Raw genomic sequence first — 18,778 nt, forward strand, 5'->3', positions numbered from 1 at the left:
GTCTCACCCGACTGGGACGAATAAAGGTACCATTATCATCCTCTGGAGTGGCGTGTTGCCCATTATGTTAGCGGTTTTGTTAGCAATGGTGTTAGCGATGACATCATATGCAATATGCATGATTGGTGAGAGTAAAAGACCCCGCTCAATCGAACGGGGTCTTTTTTATGCAGCAATAAATGGATCTGGTGGGGACTGCTCTGCCACACCTAACGGCCCAGGTGGGGACTGCTCCAGCTTGTGCGGAATTGGCGGCACATCTGCACCTCGCGTATACAGCACGATCGGCGGGTCGCCAGCCAATGTTAGTGGGTCTGGCGTATCCTGCTCACTAGCAATTCCGCGCGCGCCCGGCGGCCACGGATCGGACGTCTCGTAGGTCGGCCAAGGCTCAGGATCGTAAGCTGCGCGGAACGGGTCTGGCGGGACGTTGGCAGCCCGATGTGGATTAGGTGGCAACCACTCTCCCTTGAATCCGAATCCTGTCGGCATTTGCTCCAGATAGGGCCCAGGCGGCAGGGACTCGCCCATGCTCGACCACGGGTCGGGTGGCACATCGCTCAGGTGGTAATCTGGATATGGAGGAATCACGCTGCTCTGCGGTTGAGATGTGACATCATAGCCTCGTCCAGTCGGCTGCGGCGGTACGTTGTTGGCTTTGCCGATCGGGTCGGGATCTATCACTCGAAACGGAATCGGTGGAACCTCATTGGAGTTTCTCATCTCGTTCACCTCCACGGACCTGCGCCTTCGTCGTACATTCTGTGAGGACCGGGACCTTCCCACGAATTGAGCTGACCATGTGGCACCGGACCTTCCCACGCTTTACGCTGACCATGCGGCACCGGACCGATGTCATAATTCATCTCCATCTCTTTTCACCTCCACATTTTCAATGCAGACTAATTCTTTCATGTCTCATGTTTCTCCTGCTGGATCAGTCTGCAAACGCAATCTTTAGTACCCGTCTCATGTCGATCGGCAGCGCCCCGTCCTCCGTGTGCAACCAGAGCGACCCGCTACGCATCATCGGCGCACCGATCAGCACCTCGTCTTCCAACGGGCGGAACAGGGTCACGGCGACCGGCAGTTGGCGCTCCATCGCCTCTTGCAGAGTGTACTGGATCTCCTGCCAAGCGTCTTCATCTAGCGTGGGCTTCGATCGCTTCTTCGCCTCCACTGCCGCGCGCTTCATCGCCTCACGGTGCTCGGGCAGCACCAGGCGCATCGCTTCGAATATGTTGCCATCCGCAATCCTCATCTAAAGTGCCCCCCAATCTTTTTGCTCCGCGCGAGCAGTTGCCCTGCCTGCTTCAAGCTGGCCGCACGCATGATGCTCGTCTCGCCGAAACGTGATTTGATCTCATCCACTGTCCGCGTCAGCTCCCTCAGCTTCGTTCTATCCTCGAACAGGTCGAGCTGAAGAGTGCTGGACGCCTCCAACTGGTCGAGTGACACCGAGACGGCCCTCACGCCACTCTTGTCCCACCACCGGTCGAGCAGCGCCATTAGATGTGGATACAGCTCCTTAGACTGATCGGACATAGTAGTCAGAGTTCGAGCTTTGGAAAAGCCGCCCTTCAGATTTGCGTAGGTCAGGCTCAGCCCTACGCGCCGCCCCTTCTGCCCCTGTACTCGCGTCCGCCGGCAGACTTCATCCAGCAGCTCGCGGATCACGACCGCCACCTCGTCGCGCTTGTAAAAATCTCGCGGCAAGGTCGTCCGGTGCGAGATCCCCTTGTGCGGCGCATCGTACGAATCAGGGTTGATCAGCGAGTGATCCTCCCCATGGCTCCAGCGATGGATCACGATCCCCCACACGCCAAACTTGTGCTGCAGGTCATAGAGCGGAATCTGCGCGACGTCCCCGATCGTCCTCGCCCCAAAAAAGTCATGAAGCACCTGCGCCCGCTTTTTGAGCCCCCACATCTCGAAGACGGAGAGCGGGTGAAGCTTTGTCTCGATGTCTTCCTCTGTCCACCAGACCACGCCAGACGGGTCTTTCTTGGCCAGCTTGTTCGTCATCTTTGCCAGCCACTTGTTGGGCGCCAGACCAATGCGGCACCTGATCCGAAACAGATCCCAGATCGTCCCTTTCAGCTCCTGCGCTGCCTCCACGGGATCGGGGAACAGATGCGAAGGAGAGGGGAAGGAAAAAAAGGCCTCGTCGACTGAGAACTGCTCATAAAGAGGAAACATCGTCTGGACAACCTGCTGGATGCGCACGCTCGTTTCTATATACAGTTCCATCCTCGGCTTGACCACAATTAGGTTGTCGGCCATCCCGAGCGCCTCGCCGAGCGTCATGGCGTTTGCGACTCCCTTTGCTTTGGCGGTAGGCGTCGCAGCCAAGACGATCCCCGATCGCCGCTCAGGATCTCCTGCCACCACGAGCGGTGGATCGCTCATGCTGTCCTCTTCGGTTCGCCAGCACGCATACTCTGGCCGAGCCGCAACCTCACAAGAAGCGTAGAAGCTTTGCATGTCAATTAGGCCGTAGATCATTTTCATATCGCACACTCCGATCAATATCGAACATATGTTCTGTAAATAGTAGTATACTCCCGAGACCGGAGATTATGCAAAGGGGATTTGTGACAGCAAAAAGACCCCGGTCATGAGATCGAGGTCAAAACTCGTCCTAATTTTTGTATAGAACCAATGGAATCTTTTTGGTAGGATTTAAAAAGAAGCGCAGTTGCAGCTGCGCTTCAAGTAAAGAAAAGGAGGTTACCTGATTGTCATCCCGAAAAAAGATTCAAAAAGAGCAACCATCCAAAAATGATTTGGTTGGGAAGCTAACACAATTACTTTTGGTAATTAAGATAGCTCTCGTCGTGGCACAAGAGATCGGCATTCATGTCGATGTGGTCATTCAAGTAGTTTGAACTTAGCGCCCAAGATATACCCTCGATGTTTGTTGTCGAGGGTATATTCATATCAATAGTTCATCATGTCTAAAATTTACTATACATAGTCATCATACGTCAATTCAGCATCTAATGCTTCACGTAAAAGAAAAAAGCCCCGCTGAATGGCGGGGCCATGCGTTGAGACTCTTCAATTTCCCTTGAGAGTCCGCTTAGTGCTCGTCTAAGACAATCCATCTTCCCTTAGACGAGCACTAAGTTTTTTCTTTCGTTTACTTCGAAGTCAAACCTACTTTTGATCATACTATTGATCTGCTTTGTCGAATCAGCAAATTGCAAGAGCTTTTTGATCGTGTCGAACTCAAACTCACTGAGCAACTCAATGAAGGCAGAGTTCACGAAAGAAGATGGTACACTGTCAACTCCTAAGAACGATACTGTCACTCGGTTGCCATTAGCTAGGTGTGGTCGGATGAGCTCATAAATCATTTGCCCATCATCGTTGGAGTAACAGCGTTCTACGTGGTCAAGCACGCGGATCACCATTCAAACTCCTCCCCATCATCATGGACGTATTCGATCGTGTCAGTCCTCATTTCGATTTCGATCAAAGTACCCGGATAATATCCAGAGGTATTTTGAGTAATACGATCGACGCCACCTGAATTGTACTTACAATTAAGTATACCATGATTAGAGTGAATGTAAACATTCCCACGGTTATTGAGCACAACATTGTTGATCAATACGCCTAATCCTGCGCCTCGATTTTGAGGAGTAGTTTGGGAGCTGACACCAAGCATTGTGGCTTGTGAAATAGCCTGACTGTCGGTCAATCCATAATAACGCTGAGCCATTGTCACTGGGATCCCAACACCGAAATCTGAAATCGCAATTGACACAATTCCACTTTCTTTTTGTGGAAAGTGTTGCGCAAAAACGCACCCCAAGTTTTCTTTTGAATGATCTTTGATGTTGTTGAAAATTTCCTCCATGCATGTTCTGATATTCAAAAGTGAAGCCATATTCATGCTTAGTCGTTGGGAAAGCCACTGAATAAACCAGTCAAGCCACTGATAACTACTTTGATATGTAACAGCTTGCAGTGGGATCGTTGTTGCGCGAGGGGTGGATGTGTGGTGTAACTTCTGGAGAAGGTACTTCTCAAAGAACAAGGAATCATCAAGGTATTTGTTAGAGTCTCTAAAAATATTATGTTTAAATACAACTTGGACACCAAGTTTCATCAGCCACTCAACTAGATTGGCTAAAACGGTAACCCCTACCGGCTCAATGAATCCTAATCGTGTAAAATCAAAATGAATCTCATAGTCTCTCGGATAGTTATCAGCATTGATCACTTGGTTCAACAAATCATACATGGTGTCTCTTTTTAACCGATAGGGAAAAGTGACTACTAACATTCTTTCACCTCATAAGCAATGATAGGAACCAGTATAACACCTGTCTTATTTTTAAACTAGAGAACAGACATTCTTTTGATGTATGTTATTTACATAAAGTAAAAGTTTGATCAGTTACAATCGTGTTCAATAAAATAGAAAAAGACCTTCGCTCAACGGCGAAGGTCTTTTGTCATTTCTCAGCGCGCAACGCCTCCGCCGCAAAGTGAAAGCACTCCCCGACCTCCGCAGTTCGCGCTCCCTCCCACATCGTGCCAGTGGCGCGGATGATGATGTCGGCTGCTTTGGATGTAGGCTTGCCGAGGTCTGTTGTGATCGGCAGCCCCACTTCCCGCCGCAGCGCATTGGCCGCGTAGTTGCAGGCGACGGTGATCTCGTCGCTGGACGTCTGGGTGATCGAGCCGTAGAGGGCGATGGCGAGTTTTGCTGACACTGGATCAAGCGTCGAGGTTGGCGGCTTGTACAGCACGCCCAGCGCCTCGCAGATGCCGCGCGCGGACGACTCGCTCATCTCCGCCATGAACGATTTGTTGGCGAGCAACAGGGCGTCTGCAGGATGGTTGATGAACAACAGCTCGAACAGCGCCGCATCCATCACCGTCTCCCGCGTCACCGCCAGATCGCCCGACTTGCACCCGCGATCGTGGAGCCCATACCTTGCGGCGACCTCCGCCATCTGGCGATGTACGATCTTCCGCTTGCGGTCAGTCTCCCCGCCTGTGCATCCGATCTGGACGTAGGACTCAAAACCTGTCCCCGGCGCACCCGAGTTCGAGTTGAGGTGGAATGACGTGAAGTAGTCCGCCCTCAGACGGTTGGCAAACGCTGCCCGCTCGCTCAGCCCGACGAACGTGTCTGTGGTGCGTGTGTATTCCACCCGCAGTCCGGAGCGCGCGAGGTGAGCGCCGACCATCCGGGAGAAGGCGAGCGTCGCGTCCTTCTCCTTTTGCCCATTGCCAACAGCGCCCGGGTCGGTTCCGCCATGCCCAGGGTCGATGACGATCAGTTTGCTCATTGTTCAGCACCGCCCTTCTCGTCCGGTTTATCCAGCGACACGGCCTGTTGCCGCTGAGCTGCGCGCGCCATCTTCGCCTTCAGCTCGCTTTCGACTAAGCCGAGCGCCCATGTCGGAATCCATCGCTCCCACCCGGCGCGAATCGAGTTGGCAGTGAAGCTCTGCCACGTGTGGTAGGAGAGGGCGATGATCAATCCATAAAAAACCACGCCCGGCGAACCAAAGGCGTGGTCGATCAGATTCCCCAGTGCGGGCAGCGCCATCACGACGAGCGTGCGAAACGCCCCGTCGATGCCGTATGCGCTCGCATAGGTCTTGTCTTTTTTCGCCGCCCTGATGCCTGCGATCCAATCGAAGGCGATCATCGCCCAGAAGAGGAGCACGAGATATAAACGTTCCGGCCCGTAAAGCAAGTCCACGATCGACCCGACAGCCGCACCGGCCGCCGCCGCAATCCCCTTATCCATGGTCAACAAATTCCCAAAGCTCAGTGTTTTCAACAATAAAATCACCCTTCCTCAGCAAAATAAATAGCCCACTCCTTTGGAGATGGGCCTACAGCAGTGCTCGCAGTACCTGATCCTTTACTAGTGCGTCTACAACTTGTTCCACCATGCTATCTACCTGCTTCTCAGCATGTCCGAGCGCCTGTTCTCGGGTCATCGGCGAAAAACCGAGTTGCTCGGGGTCATGCTTTTGCAGGATGACCGTCCGACCGTCGACAGCGACTGTATAAATTTCCCCATCCTGCGGGGCATCTGCCAAGATCAAGTTTGGAGCGATGCCGTTGATAGGCGATACCTTATCCCACACGTCCCAGGCATACCGAACTTTTTCACTAGCTCTCAGGGCGGCGTAATCGTGTTTGGTGATCTCCTCATCTACCTGCGCCAATGTTGCCGAGCTACCAAGATTGCGAGCTTCGCGAAGAACTTCCAAAGCGTTCAACATATTTCATTCCTCCTATTTTTAGTTTGCCGCCAGCCAAGTCAGCAGCTCCTCTGAACCAGACAAATATGCCGCCTCAAACCTTGCTGCAGTGTTATATGGAGTTGCGTTGTAGCCACCACCACAAACATAAAAAGAGTGCCCAATCACAAAAGATGACGCGTAAGCACGAGAAGAAAATACATCTTGCCCGCGAGCTGGATCCCATGTGTTACTCACAGGATCGTAAATGTCTGTGGTCAATAAATGATTTCCATCATCGTCTCTCCCGTAAGTGGTGTATAATTTCCCACCAACAGCTTCCATCACATGAGCATGTCTATACCATAGTCCATACGCCCGCGTCGAAAACGTCTCCGTGGCGGGATCAAAACATAGTAATGATGCTGTCAGACCAGATCCACTAATGGACCCTCCAAAAATATACGCTTTCCCTTCCAGCACAGCACTGGCCGCTCCATAACGTGGATATGAGGCATTTGGTAGTTTAGTCCACGTATTCGTCACATCATCGTACCTTTCTATTTGCTGGTATCCATCACTTGCAAGTGTCACACCGCCGTAAACATAGCCCTTGCCGTTTACCGACCATGTCATGTGTTCTCGGCGGGCGAGTGTCATATTGGCTTTTTGTGCGTAGGTATTCGTCACCGGATCGTAACAGTAAACCCTTGTGGATTGAGATTCACTCAATAGATCGTATTGTCCACCAGAAATATACGCTTTCCCGTTTAGGACAAATGCAGCGGCACGTTTGACGAAAGACGGGAAATTCGCTTTTTCAGACCAAGAATTTGAAATCTGATCGTACTGCTCCGTCTTAACAGATGTCGACGTGTTGCTTCCATCGTACCCCCCAGCAACGTACCCTCTTCCATTAATTGCAAATCCGACACCTTGATCGTGGTAGTAAATCGTGTTTGGTATCGACCCAGTGCCTGTACGAGGATACCAGCCGCCTCGACCTTTTACTTTGAGTTGGGATGCCAGTGCATAAGCGACAGCATCCATCACGACACCGCCTTTGTGACACCTGCGAGCGTACCATCTGGATTGTAGGAAAGTGTTTTGGTGATCGTCTTGCCGCCTGCAGTCTCTTTAACAGAAGACAGCTTGCCGGTTGTGTACGAGAGCTCAGTAGTCTTGACGACTAAGCTGCCATCCTTTACCTCAACCTTTGTCAGCAATCCGCCTGTGTATGTCATCGCTGTCGACCGCGTGTCGATCGGTTGCAATAATGCCGTGTACGTGCTCACCGAGGTGTTGTTGATCCCTTTAGCGATGGCTCCCGTTTGGGCTGCGGTCGCGGTGGCGTTTAATTCATTCAGCGCCCCCTCCACATCAGTTGCCGCGAAGTTCCCGCCTACGTCCGCAATGCTGATCGCGCTGGCCGTGTGAGCGCCAGTTGCCTTGTTGGCGTGCGCGTCCACCTTTGCTTGTGCAGCGGCAGGCGTTTCCGCGCCGATCTGGGCTGTGGTGACGCCGTGCGGGTTGGACTTATCATCCAAATGAGCTTTCAGGTCAGATTGTTTGGCAATGCCGATCGATCTGCGACGATCGGTCGAGGTGAGCACTTTGCTTGCATCCGTTGCAAAGTACCAGAGCGGACATTTCGCGTCTGCGACCGACGAGGATGTGGTGATTTTGACCGCACCATCCGAGTCTAGGTACAGGTACTGCCCTTGCGTCGGATGGAGAGGGATGGACCCCACAGATACATCGAGTCGGACACCTTTGACAAATCCGATGCCTGTAGTCCAACTCGCCGTAAGTCCCGATGCTGTGAACCCCAGTCCCATCGATCCGCCACTTGTCAAAACGAAGCCATTATTGACTTCGCCAACAATGCTCTCAGCAAGAGTGTGTGCGTCAAAGATGCCTTCCTCGATATGGTTCATCCGCGTTTCGGTAATTCTGGTCCCTTCTTGGATAACAGCCCCCGATACAGGATCGACGATCCGATTTTGCCACGTTTGTTTTTGATAGGTCATTGTGCACCTCCCTGAATCGTGATGGTGAAGGCGAAAGCAATCATCACTCCCGCTGCTCCTTTGGTGATCGCGGTCGGCTTGATTGCCAAGGCTTCTCCAGTTGAATCGACCAGCGTCGCCGTCTGTATCAAACCTGCGTCGCCCTCGTCGTTGAGGTAAACATAGATCGTGACCTTGTTCCCGTCTTGTAATCGCCGATAGATCGGGTACGTCTTGACCTGACCATTGATGACTACAAGCGCATGATCCACATGCCCGCTCAGATCACCGGCGAGTAAACTCAGCGTTTTCTGTTGAACGATCGCCACTCTAATCCTCCTCTCCTGCGATGAGTACCCCACAAAAGGGTGGTTCGGGTGTTACAAAATGCCTGCCAGACTCCTGAATCGTTATCGACTCATCGTACAACCGTCCTTCGCCGCCATCGTCACAATAGAACTCACCGCAGATTGGCAGGTCCTCTTCCCATGAGTAGGCTTTTGCCCTGACAAAAATGGTCTCAGTCTCGATCTTCGGCTGATACGTATGGGCAAGGAAGGCCAGCTTGTTACGCTTGATGTACTCTTCGGCCAGATCGACCACAACCGCGCGCTCCCCTTCGTCCCACTCGATGACCATCCGGTAATTGGCGGAATCGGACACGACCCTCACATCTACCCCGAAGATCAAAGAGAGGGCTGCTTCGAAGTCCACCGTGTTGGTCGGCCCGCCCCGCTGCCATTGGCGAGATATGATGCGCTTACGTCGAGGCTCAAGATCGAGATTCTGTCCGCTCGAAAGTCCGAGCAGCCGCTCCCAATCGGGCAGCGTCATCACTGCCAACTCGGCGGACAGCTCCGCGTACACTTTCTCAACGACCGACTGCGACACATGCATAGCAACTGCGACCATTCTCAAGAGCTGATCGATTCCTGACGCGCCATCTTCAAACCATTTTCGGGGGAAAAACTTCCTCAGCAGATCCAATTCGTGTCCCGTCACGCTTCTGTCACCTCGATCTCGCCTGGCACCGCAAGATCACCAGTCGAGAGTGTGATATCTTGTGCCGGAGCAGTCAGAGAGAAATTAAAAATGCCAAGCGTATCATTGACCGCGTTGGCGATTTTGGTCAGCCTCACTACCCCGACCTCATTTTCAGATTGGATCGTTTCTCCGACCGCAGCTCGAACGCGAGGAAGAACTTCTCCCGCCGAATAGCCACTCTCAAGTTGGACAACCACGCGCACATCGATCTTTTTCGGAGATGGTGGTCTGACAAGGACATTGTCAAAAGCAGCATGCGACTTCCTGATCAGATACGCCTGCACTTCGGTGATCAATTCGTCGGACGGCATGCCGTTGGAGCCCGTGATGATGACGTCCAGCGACCCTGGGCCTCTGGCGAGAGGGAGAACCATCGCACTGACCACCCCACTGATCCGCTTTGCCCACATCTCGTAATCGTAGATCGTCCCACCCTTTTCCATGTTTCGTACCTCGTCGAGAAGGCGGGAGCGTAACGAATCATCTGACTCCTCATCTACCCCCTCTGCGTACAACTCGATCACGTCAGCTGTGTCAATGCCAGCCATGCCAGGCAACAACTTGACAGCTGGTGGCAAATTCCCGATGCTCCCCGATTCCATACACTCTGCAGCACATTCCACTTCCTTTTCTCCGTTTGGGACAGCGACATCCGCAAGCGTGCGATATTCCACGGGCTGAGAGCCAGCTATCGCGATGGAGAGCAACGATCCAGCAGGAATGGGAGTTTCGAATGGCAACGCCATGCTTTTTTGCAATCGGACAAGTAGACGAGCTCTTGTCGCGACCCTACGTCTCACCGTCGCAGATCGCTCTCTGCAAAGTGAATCTAAGTCCGCTCCGACCGCGCTGAAGATCGATCGAGCATCGTACACCGCCTCCGCCGCCAAAACGGTGTTTTGGGTGACGTCCCGAATCGCAAGCAACAGAGTTTTTGCAAGTGCTTGATTCGGTAAGTCTTGCAGAGTTTTGTCAGGGCCCGCGACCGCTTCCACAAGTCGACGAGTGATCTCGTCGGAGGATGGAAACTTGATGCTCACTGCATGTTCACCTCCACCTGATCACCAATGACAGCCTCAAGGCGAAACTCTCTCTCCAGCGCCTGCAGACGGGCAGAGATACGTAAGCTCCCATTGTCTTGCACGATTTCCACTTGATCGACCTGCTGTGTGCGCGGATCTTGTTGACAGGTCTGTACGAGCTCTCGTTGCAGCTCCTCCACGCGCGCAGGAGACATCGAGAGCCGAGCAAGGCGGTACAGAGAAGTGCCATAATCCGGGTAATGGATCAGCTCCCCCCGATCGGTCAGCAAGCGTAAGATCATCTGCTGGCGGTAGTTTTCCACTCCGGAGATCGTCATCAGATCCAATCCCAGCCATTGGACATCTTTAGCAGTCGGGTCATAGAAAATGTCTGTGCCGGCACTCATCGAATTACCCCTGTCACCACGATGCCTTGATCAGTCATCGACAGAAGAAGCTCCCGACCGACTTCCTCCGGAGCAAGGTGAACAGTAGTTCGACAACCGTCGATGCGTTCGCCCTCAACCCGCACGGCCGCACGGTTGCCTTGTACCTCTAAGAGATGCCCAATGACCGCCGAATCGCCTCCGCCGAGAGGAATGATCAGGGCGTCGGCCAAGGAGTCGTAGACAGGCAAGATGACGCAGTTTTGACCTCCGTGCGCATCTTTGGAAAGTGCCAGCCATCCCGTTTCTTGACCGGTCGGCACGATCCGTGCAATCCCCCTGCGTGTTGTCGCATCCACATTCACGACAATGCCTTTCATCGTTTGCATCCTCTCACCTCACCTCTGGATCTTGTTTGAAAGAGTGATTTCGGTCGTTACCCCGTCCATCGACTCGCTGTAGATCACTTGGGTTGCATAGAAGACTTGAGAAAGCCCATAGCCAACCCCTTGCAACGCCACTCGGCGGTCGGGCCACAACTCCAAATATCTCGGAACGAAGACATCCACCGTGATATCCTGCTTGGTCAATTCCTCATAAACCGATCGTACCTTGCGCTTCAGCTGCTCCGGGGTATGACCTGGCATTGTCCGCTTGTGGATGATTGCAGTCTCGTCATCTTTCTGCGGTTCCCTTGGATAATAGGCGCTGTACTCCGTGGTGCTGCTCGATTTTCCGCTGCCTGTCGACTTGTATCCTCTCCCCTCGACTATGATGTCGCGCGCGCCGGACAAAGATCGTTTCCACCCTTTGATTTCGCAGTCGCGACCGTAAAGTAAGCTGATCGGCGGAAGTTTCATTTCAGGGACGTTTTCATGCGGCCCAAAGTAGCCCTTTGTCCCGGTCACGCGCACGACGAATCCTTCCCACTCCGCAAGCCAGTTGAGCAGCTCCCAATCGTCGAGGTCGTTCGACGTTGCGGAATGTGTGCCATGTCCGCCCTCCGAGTAAGTGCCGATCAGCGATGATGTTCCTTCAACCACGGCATTCGTAATTCCGTGATACTTGAAGATTTCTTGCGCAACAGAGGATGCAGTCCTGTTTTTCAGGTCTCGAATCTCTTTGCGTTCCACCATCCGGCCGATCTTGCCTCTCCCCCCGATCCTCACAAACTCCCCCGACATCGTTGCCTCATACTCGATCTCATCCATGATTCCAGCGATTAGCTGTCGTTCGGCGATCGCGATCGAAAGAGGTATGTCCTTACCAGTCAGCAGACGCGTCGTTTGCTTGTTGTTGGACGCCAAAAGACCATCGCCTCCGATGGTCCAAGGTGCCTTTATGGTGAGGTGATCCGCTTCGTCGTAAGCGGGCAGCGATACGGACCATTCGATGTATGGAATCCGTTGACCATCCACCGAGACACGTCCAAAGTGATTTTCTAGTCTGTGCTCGGGATCTTGGAAGATCATGATGGGATCACCAACTTCATCCCCACTTTCAGTAGGTTTGGATTCGTCCCGATTACCGTTTTGTTGGCAGCGTAGATTCGGGGGTACTCACTCGCCTTGCCAAAATATTTCAGCGCGATGTGCGACAGCGTGTCGCCGCTCACAACGGTATGGACCTTCTGCGATGTAGCGGCAGTCTGCTTTCCAGCGGATGAATCAAAACGGGCGACAGGGTCTGCCTTCGCAGCTGTCGCAGGGGAGTAGGTAAAATCACGGTGCAAAGTGATCTTAAATTCGATCAGCTTATCCCGTTGCCAATTCCACTCCCAGAGAACAACCTTGCACCAGTAGGAGTACGACCCGAACTCGACCAATACGGTCTGGTTGGTAGCACAGATCCGGTCAAACTTCATGCAAATTTCCAGCGCGTCGAGCCGGTAAAATGACCCCTCCCAAGTGTTTTCGTGGCGGATGAAGTACCCGCGGGGCTGATAAACAATGCTCCCGCCTGGCAACTCGGTCACCACTGTTTTCTGTTCGCCGCCGAGTCCGAAGGTATCGGGGGCTGCAAGACCAGAGAAGGCAACTCCAGCGATCACAATCATAGATTCACCCCCGGCTTGATCCTTGCCGCGTTTCGCTGATCGCGAGCGCCGATGTCTCGCACAATTCGAGGCAGATCGCTTTTTGTGAAAGCAGTCAGAGCATCGCGAATCTGTTGCTGCACATCGCCATCTGAAGCATGCACCACAATGGCACCCTCGGCGACGTGCAAAGAGACAGAGATGGGAGGTTCGGAACTTTGCGATGCCGGACGCAGCGCTGCACGTCCGGATGGAGAATGCCCACTCCCACTCCCCACATCTCCGAGATTGGTCGGCAAAGTGGCAATACTGGCCGCATCTGCCACCGCGCTCTGTAGAGCGCCTTTTCGTCCCCGTATCCCATCCGCGAAAGATTGGACGAGATTGCCGCCCCACTTGTGGTTCGTCCGCAACGGCCCCTCTTTCGTCGGTGAATGCACACCAACATAGTCGCTGATCGTCGAGGAAAAACCTTGCATCGTGTTGACCAGATCGCCCTGTTTGGATGAGATGCCCGAAATATACGAGCCCATGAGGTTTTCGCCCCATTTTCTGCTATCCTCGTTAAGACCAGTCATCGTCGATGTGATCTTGTCCCCGCTCTCATCAGTGGCTTTTTTCACGGCTTCGACGCGGCTTTGCAGCTCACTTGCTTGAGCAGTAATTTTCTCCTTTTTCGCTTCGCTTTCTTTGTCTTTCTCATCCATACCGAAGGTTTTCTGGACCTGGTTGAACATGTCGCCAGCCCAATTGGTAACCTTGCGCGTTACCCCACTCTCGTCTGCCCATGTGCCGAGCTTTTCACCCAGCCAAGAGCCGGCCCAAGATCCAACCGCAATTCCTAATGGACCTGCCCACGACATAAGAGCACCGCCCGCTACGCCGCCGACTAGAGAACCGACTGTTTTCCCACCATCCTGAGAAACGGCTTCCTTCCAACCAACATCCTGAGCCGTGTTGTACATGCCAACGCCCGCGCCGATCGCGGAAACAGCCGTGCCCGCCACCCCGATTTTACCGACAGCTGATCCCACTTTGGATGAGCCAATTTTGCCCATAAAACTTTTTGCACTTTGCCATTTTGAGGACTGGCCTTGACTGTTTGGTCCGTTGGGATTCGGATGTGGACCTTGTCGATTCTGGCCGTTTGGGATCGGGCCGCCTCCCTGGCCATTCGGAGTAGGTCCTCCTGTTCGATTCTGACCAGGCTGATTCCGCCTTTGGCCGTTCTGCTGCCCCCCGCCTTGTCGCTGGCCGTTCCGTCCGTTCTGATTGCGGTTGCCATTGCGATTCCCTTTTCGACTTCGCTTATTCCGACCTCCGTTTTGGACAGATCCATTCAGATAAACGATTTTCGCATTGACTCGCATTGTAGCTACGGACGTGCGATTGTTCCTTTGAGTCGCATCACCCGACGTTGGCAAGTTGTTGTTTTTACGGTTCTTGAATTTCTGCAGCAACGAACCTGCAACTTGGAAGGGCTTTGCGATCCCTGTTGCTGCGGCTTTTATCAGCTTTACAGCTGCGACCGCGGCGAACGCACCCGCCAAGAATTTTGCCCAGTCTGGCATCTCCCAATCGATAATCTTCTGATTCGAGAGATCGTCGAACCGTTCCGTGAAACCTAAAAACTTCGAGATCGAAGGCCACGACTTTTCAATTTGGTCACCAAGCCAACTGAAGGTGTTCCCTATCGTTCTGCCTACAGCGCTAAATGCCGGAGCGAGATTTTTTTCGTACCAATCCACAGTTTGCTGTCCGTAGAGCAGCACCTTTGACCACACAGCCTGAGCATAAGGTCCGATCTTATCCCAGTGCTTATAAAGAAAAAGGCCGGCGAGCGCGAGCAGGCCGACTACTCCGGTCACCTTGCCCATCGTCCGCATGGAGCCAAGTAAAGTGGCGTCCGCCGCCTTGAGTCCAAGCCTGAATAGGCCGAAAGCGGACGTCGCGACCATCAAACCACCAGACACGAGCGCCAGAGCGGCCACTCCTGCAGCTATGACAACAATCCACTTAGCTATTTTGGGATGGTCATCAAAGAATTTGATCATCTTTGATAGCCATCCAGTAACCTTCATCAGCGCGGGAACGGCCATTTCCATAAGCGGCTTACCGATCTGCATGCCAAGGGTTTGTACCTGGCCGGATACGATATGCATCTGTCCGTTGTAACTGTCACGGATCGCATCGATCTGCTTGTGCAAAGACTTCTGGATCTTCAATTGCGACGACAGACGATCAAACATCTCTTTGTGAGAAGTGATGATCGCAAAATCCTGTCCTTGCTCGCCGAACATGTGATTCATGAGAGCGGCCCACTGCAGATCGCCACCAGAGAACTCAGAGCCGGTCATCGCCTTCGCACGCGACTGAATGAGCTCCAAGTCCTCTTCCGACATCTCTTTTGTCCAGTCTTCGGACGAAGCCCGGGAGACGAATTCCTTGTGCTTCGCGGACAGTATGTCTACCATCTCTGCATAGCTCTTTAGGCTGTCCTTGTCTTTGAGGAGAGCAGCATTGTCGAAACCGACAATCTCCACCGTCCCGCCCTTTTTCGTTACGGTTTGAATCCCTTCGAGCAGCCCCGCTTCCGCCATCGCCTTGAGCTGTTTTTGCCCGCCTTTGGTGTTGAGATACTTGAACGGGTTGATTCGCTCGGCGAAGTCCTTGATGTGTGTCCCTGCCATCGAACCGGAAACACCCGCTCGCTCAGCCATTGCAGTTGCGAGCAGGTTATCTTGCTCCGTCCAGCCAAGATGCTTGACCACAGGCATCGAATACTTGAAAGCTTCGCCAAGCGACTCTGAGCTCGCGTGCGTGACGTTTACCACGCGGGACATCCCGTCAGCGAACTTTTGCATTCGTTCCAGGTCATTCGTGATTCCGGCATCCTCCGCCATCCGAGCAAAGTTGTACGCTGATCGCTCAGCGGAGGAAGATTTCTTCATGCCGATCTCAATTTCGGCTAGGTAAGTGGCTTCTTGTGACACGTTGCTCAAAACTTTGTCCGAGATACCCGCGTGCGCGAGCTCTAGGTTGATTGACCCGACTTCTTTTTGTGAAAACAGAGTGTTTTGCGAGAGTTCAAGCGCGCGTCTCTCGATCTCCTTGATTCGCGAGTCATCAGGAGCCACACCGTACACGCTACTTAGGCCGATCGCCTGCATTTGGAGATCGCCCGCTTCTTTCGCAATGCCACTAACCTGGCTCATTAGCCCACGACCGAACTGCTGCAACTGTTGCCCCGCATGCATTGTGGCTTCCAAGCCTTCCATTTGCGTCTGGAGCTCTATCAAGTCACGTGTTGCGCGCTTTGCGTCCTCGCCCATCTTTTTAAAGCCGCCCCCTGCGTTTTTCGCGCTGTTGCCAGCTCGATCAGCCGCGGAGCCCGCTTGAGTTGAGTCACTTCGGAATTTCGCCAGTAGTCGGTTTGCAGCACTGACCATCTTTTGCATCTTGTCTATCTTTCGGGTCGATCCATCAGATGCATCACCGAGCAGACGGGTGGCTTTCGATGCCTTGTCGGTCTCCTTTTGCATCGCGCCCGCATTCTTGGAGACTTGCTGGACGATTTTGCCGATGTTGAATAAGCCACGTGACGCTCTGTCGGTCAGTGAGATCCCGACGCTCGCTCGAAAGACTACGCCTTTTGCCAATGCCTACACCTCCTCATCGGCAGAAATAGGCAGGTCGCTTTGACCTGCCCTCAAGTTTGGTATGCATCCGACAACAACTCATAGACAGCGGTGCGAAGGCTATCAGGCATTTCTAATGCCTCAGTCCATGACACGCCGCCCTTGCTCATCAATCCGATTCCGATGCACTCGTTGACCCACTGTTGGCGTTTCCAGTTGTCGATTCGGGATCGTTTCCCTCTTCATCCTCTTCAGACAGATCGGAATAGCGATTCACGAACTCCTCCAACTCCTCGTCCGTGAAAGTAGACAGAGCTTTGACGAACGAAGCCTGGTCTTTCGGCTGCTTCACCGCTTCTCCATTTACCTCTGACACGGCAAAGATCGCTTTCAGGAATGCCAGTTGTTCGAAGTAGCCTGCCGTCATCCGCCCGTTCGCATCCGTCATAGGCGCGGTCAGAAACTCCGTCATTTTGTAGCGCGAAAAGCCCGACCCTTCCTTTGTTTTTACCTTTTTCCCGGTGGACAGTGTGATCTCAGTCGTTTTCATTACGCAACCTTCTCCCTTTTCTGAGCGTGGATTTTGAACTTGTATTTGATTGCCTTGTCGCCGCCATCTCCCGTTTTCTCGAAGCCGGAGATCCGAACGCCGCCATCCGAGCGGAAGACCCACTTTCGCACATCACCGTTGTCATACACCTCATCGACTCGGACTTCGATGGTCGGCATTGGGCGGTTTTTCCGATGATTTTCTTCCATTTCGTGCATGAGATCGTCGATAAACGGATCAACGACTTCGCCTTCGACATCCAGCTCCCAGCCCTTGAGAATGACGCGAACGTGCTCTGAGGGCTCTCCGATTGGATGTTTTTTCTGTTCCTCTTCAATACGTTTGTAGTTGAATTTCTCGGTCTCCAGCTTGAACGGAGCAGCGCCGTCTCGAACATAGGTGACGATCAGGTCTTTCCCCAACAATCCGTCTTTTGCCATAGGATTCTCCCCTTTCTACGCCGTCAAATCCGCTGCAGACATCAAGCGAATGGTGATCTTGTCCGCGATGTTGAACAGCTTGATCCTGAGCTCTTCAATCGCTTCATCCACATTCCCGATCTCATCCGGCCGACGGAAAGAAATTTTGTAATCTTGGATGACTTCGCTGTTCAGGTCATCCGATCGGCCTTTCAGCTTGTCGAGATAGTGCCGGATGGCGATTTCATACTGTGCAAACCAACCATCGGAGAGGTGTTTGGAGCGATACGGCGTCGTCACCATCTCAAGATCTCGGACGATCAGCGAGTTGACTCGCCGACGGTATGTCTGTCGCAAACGGGCATCCGCTGCGAGTGTGAAGTCGGATTGCAAGGCCATCGCATTTTCTCGCTTTTCATTCACAATCCACGACAAACAAACGACTTGATTCGTCGTCAGATTTTCGATGTCGGCGGCCGTGAGCGGAATGTCGGTCGATTCGATGTCGCCAAACCAAAAGCCAGCTGTGCCGTCCTGAACCGGACACAGTACGTGCGCAATGGCATCGTATACAGCCGCTGGCACGACCCACCCCCTCGACTTGCTCTTGGCTTGGCCGAGGACGAAATGCCCGAATTCGGTGTCATAGTTCTGGCGCATGGAGATGGCCCCTACGATCGACGTATCTGGCACAGGGATATAGGTGAAGGCATTCATTTCCTGTGCAGCCGCCAGCATCGCGTCTGAGAACTGATCAGAGATGTATTTGTCTGCAACAAAGTCGGTGACCTGCGGCAGTGTTTTCAGGAGCTTGAGACCTGTCTTCTTGTACGTGACCGGGTCGTCCTTGCCCAGATAGTCCGCCGCCTTGATCGGCTTTCCGTCCGATCCCCCTGCTAGTTTCGTCTCGGCCAATACATCGGGGTTGCTACCAGGCTGTACCTCTTGCGCCAGCTCCTCCACAACGAAGTCTTTCGAGTGCGCCGCGACCTTCTCCACTGCATGCGCAGGCGTACTCAAGTCGTTATACACTTCGGGTTTTCCGTATGGTGTGCGGAGAATCAATCGGAATGTGTCCGGCTTGTTGCCGGCTTGCACTTCGACGGAGCAGGAGTTACCAAACTCACACTTGTGCATATGCCGCACCGCCAATGTTGGCTTGGCTTCCTTATCGAGCAAGGTAATCTCGGCTTGTTTTGCCATGTCGCCGCGAACGTTGATGATCGCCAGCGTTTGCACACCCCGTTGCAGCGCAGCGTAGGCGGCCTTCGACCCACTGTAGTTCTCGGTGAAATCCCCACACTTCTCGACGAAGTCGGTCAACCCGTTGACAATTACTGGCTCAGTCAACGGTCCTTTCTCGAAAACTCCGATGATCGCCAACAAATTTGACGTGTAGCCGCCTGGCTTCTCGGGCGGTGTCGGCACTTGCTCTTCGATGTAGATGCCCGGGGTCA

General features: G+C 53.2%; 23 protein-coding genes. 1 reads left to right on the forward strand and 22 read right to left on the reverse strand.

Translation table 11 applies throughout. From position 1 onward, the window contains the following. Window positions 1–165 precede the first annotated feature (165 nt). The 4 genes from ACFSOY_RS21070 to ACFSOY_RS21085 all read right to left on the reverse strand — a co-directional run bounded on the left by ACFSOY_RS21070 (window position 166) and on the right by ACFSOY_RS21085 (window position 2,511). Window positions 166–723: a hypothetical protein gene (locus ACFSOY_RS21070; protein WP_386049824.1), complete on the reverse strand. Its 558-nt coding sequence runs from the start codon at window positions 721–723 to the stop codon at window positions 166–168. A 5-nt stretch (window positions 724–728) separates the two neighbouring features. Then, on the reverse strand, window positions 729–872 hold the full coding sequence (locus tag ACFSOY_RS21075; protein WP_386049825.1) for a hypothetical protein: 144 nt from the start codon (window positions 870–872) through the stop codon (window positions 729–731). Window positions 873–937: 65 nt separating this feature from the next. Then, window positions 938–1,261, reverse strand: a complete 324-nt coding sequence (locus tag ACFSOY_RS21080; protein WP_386049826.1) for a YolD-like family protein — start codon at window positions 1,259–1,261, stop codon at window positions 938–940. Next, window positions 1,258–2,511, reverse strand: a complete 1,254-nt coding sequence (locus ACFSOY_RS21085; RefSeq protein ID WP_386049827.1) for a DNA polymerase IV — start codon at window positions 2,509–2,511, stop codon at window positions 1,258–1,260. The genes ACFSOY_RS21080 and ACFSOY_RS21085 overlap by 4 nt, the downstream gene beginning before the upstream one ends. Window positions 2,512–2,738: 227 nt before the next feature. Between ACFSOY_RS21085 and ACFSOY_RS21090 the strand changes: the two genes are divergently transcribed. Then, window positions 2,739–2,888 (forward strand): hypothetical protein, encoded by a 150-nt coding sequence (locus ACFSOY_RS21090; protein WP_386049828.1) that lies wholly within the window; start codon window positions 2,739–2,741, stop codon window positions 2,886–2,888. A gap of 225 nt (window positions 2,889–3,113) precedes the next feature. Here the strand turns inward: ACFSOY_RS21090 and ACFSOY_RS21095 are convergent, their stop codons facing one another. From ACFSOY_RS21095 to ACFSOY_RS21180, 18 genes are all read right to left on the reverse strand, one after another. Further along, the gene (locus tag ACFSOY_RS21095; RefSeq protein ID WP_386049829.1) at window positions 3,114–3,416 is read right to left on the reverse strand and encodes an STAS-like domain-containing protein; all 303 of its coding nucleotides are present in this window, start codon (window positions 3,414–3,416) and stop codon (window positions 3,114–3,116) included. Continuing rightward, window positions 3,410–4,294, reverse strand: coding sequence for an ATP-binding protein (locus tag ACFSOY_RS21100; RefSeq protein ID WP_386049830.1), 885 nt, complete (start codon window positions 4,292–4,294; stop codon window positions 3,410–3,412). Before ACFSOY_RS21100 ends, ACFSOY_RS21095 begins: the two co-directional genes overlap by 7 nt. A gap of 172 nt (window positions 4,295–4,466) precedes the next feature. Then, on the reverse strand, window positions 4,467–5,309 hold the full coding sequence (locus tag ACFSOY_RS21105; protein WP_386049831.1) for an N-acetylmuramoyl-L-alanine amidase family protein: 843 nt from the start codon (window positions 5,307–5,309) through the stop codon (window positions 4,467–4,469). After that, window positions 5,306–5,776, reverse strand: a complete 471-nt coding sequence (locus ACFSOY_RS21110) for a phage holin family protein (protein ID WP_386049832.1) — start codon at window positions 5,774–5,776, stop codon at window positions 5,306–5,308. Before ACFSOY_RS21110 ends, ACFSOY_RS21105 begins: the two co-directional genes overlap by 4 nt. Window positions 5,777–5,864: 88 nt before the next feature. Next, window positions 5,865–6,260, reverse strand: coding sequence for a hypothetical protein (locus ACFSOY_RS21115; RefSeq protein WP_386049833.1), 396 nt, complete (start codon window positions 6,258–6,260; stop codon window positions 5,865–5,867). A gap of 18 nt (window positions 6,261–6,278) precedes the next feature. After that, window positions 6,279–7,268, reverse strand: a complete 990-nt coding sequence (locus ACFSOY_RS21120; RefSeq protein WP_386049834.1) for a Kelch repeat-containing protein — start codon at window positions 7,266–7,268, stop codon at window positions 6,279–6,281. After that, window positions 7,268–8,248, reverse strand: a complete 981-nt coding sequence (locus tag ACFSOY_RS21125) for a hypothetical protein (protein WP_386049835.1) — start codon at window positions 8,246–8,248, stop codon at window positions 7,268–7,270. The genes ACFSOY_RS21120 and ACFSOY_RS21125 overlap by 1 nt, the downstream gene beginning before the upstream one ends. Further along, entirely contained in the window at window positions 8,245–8,556 is a 312-nt protein-coding gene (locus tag ACFSOY_RS21130; RefSeq protein ID WP_386049836.1) for a hypothetical protein, read from the reverse strand. The genes ACFSOY_RS21125 and ACFSOY_RS21130 overlap by 4 nt, the downstream gene beginning before the upstream one ends. Before the next feature lies 1 nt (window position 8,557). Next, window positions 8,558–9,229: a putative phage tail protein gene (locus tag ACFSOY_RS21135; RefSeq protein ID WP_386049837.1), complete on the reverse strand. Its 672-nt coding sequence runs from the start codon at window positions 9,227–9,229 to the stop codon at window positions 8,558–8,560. Further along, a complete protein-coding gene (locus ACFSOY_RS21140; protein ID WP_386049839.1) occupies window positions 9,226–10,311 on the reverse strand; it encodes a baseplate J/gp47 family protein in 1,086 nt (361 codons plus the stop codon). Before ACFSOY_RS21140 ends, ACFSOY_RS21135 begins: the two co-directional genes overlap by 4 nt. Next, the gene (locus tag ACFSOY_RS21145; protein ID WP_386049840.1) at window positions 10,308–10,700 is read right to left on the reverse strand and encodes a DUF2634 domain-containing protein; all 393 of its coding nucleotides are present in this window, start codon (window positions 10,698–10,700) and stop codon (window positions 10,308–10,310) included. Before ACFSOY_RS21145 ends, ACFSOY_RS21140 begins: the two co-directional genes overlap by 4 nt. Then, on the reverse strand, window positions 10,697–11,068 hold the full coding sequence (locus ACFSOY_RS21150) for a hypothetical protein (protein WP_386049841.1): 372 nt from the start codon (window positions 11,066–11,068) through the stop codon (window positions 10,697–10,699). Before ACFSOY_RS21150 ends, ACFSOY_RS21145 begins: the two co-directional genes overlap by 4 nt. A 9-nt stretch (window positions 11,069–11,077) precedes the next feature. Then, window positions 11,078–12,151, reverse strand: coding sequence for a hypothetical protein (locus ACFSOY_RS21155; RefSeq protein WP_386049842.1), 1,074 nt, complete (start codon window positions 12,149–12,151; stop codon window positions 11,078–11,080). Then, a complete protein-coding gene (locus tag ACFSOY_RS21160; protein WP_386049843.1) occupies window positions 12,148–12,735 on the reverse strand; it encodes a LysM peptidoglycan-binding domain-containing protein in 588 nt (195 codons plus the stop codon). The genes ACFSOY_RS21155 and ACFSOY_RS21160 overlap by 4 nt, the downstream gene beginning before the upstream one ends. Beyond that, window positions 12,732–16,373 (reverse strand): phage tail tape measure protein, encoded by a 3,642-nt coding sequence (locus ACFSOY_RS21165; RefSeq protein WP_386049844.1) that lies wholly within the window; start codon window positions 16,371–16,373, stop codon window positions 12,732–12,734. Before ACFSOY_RS21165 ends, ACFSOY_RS21160 begins: the two co-directional genes overlap by 4 nt. Before the next feature lie 148 nt (window positions 16,374–16,521). Then, the gene (locus ACFSOY_RS21170) at window positions 16,522–16,902 is read right to left on the reverse strand and encodes a hypothetical protein (protein WP_386049845.1); all 381 of its coding nucleotides are present in this window, start codon (window positions 16,900–16,902) and stop codon (window positions 16,522–16,524) included. Beyond that, window positions 16,902–17,342, reverse strand: coding sequence for a hypothetical protein (locus ACFSOY_RS21175; protein WP_386049846.1), 441 nt, complete (start codon window positions 17,340–17,342; stop codon window positions 16,902–16,904). Before ACFSOY_RS21175 ends, ACFSOY_RS21170 begins: the two co-directional genes overlap by 1 nt. 15 nt (window positions 17,343–17,357) lie before the next feature. Continuing rightward, on the reverse strand, window positions 17,358–18,778 hold a 1,421-nt coding region (locus ACFSOY_RS21180), incomplete at its 5' end, for a hypothetical protein (RefSeq protein ID WP_386049847.1).

Origin of the sequence: Tumebacillus lipolyticus (assembly GCF_042682745.1) — a bacterium.
Lineage (GTDB): Bacteria > Bacillota > Bacilli > Tumebacillales > Tumebacillaceae > Tumebacillus_A > Tumebacillus_A lipolyticus.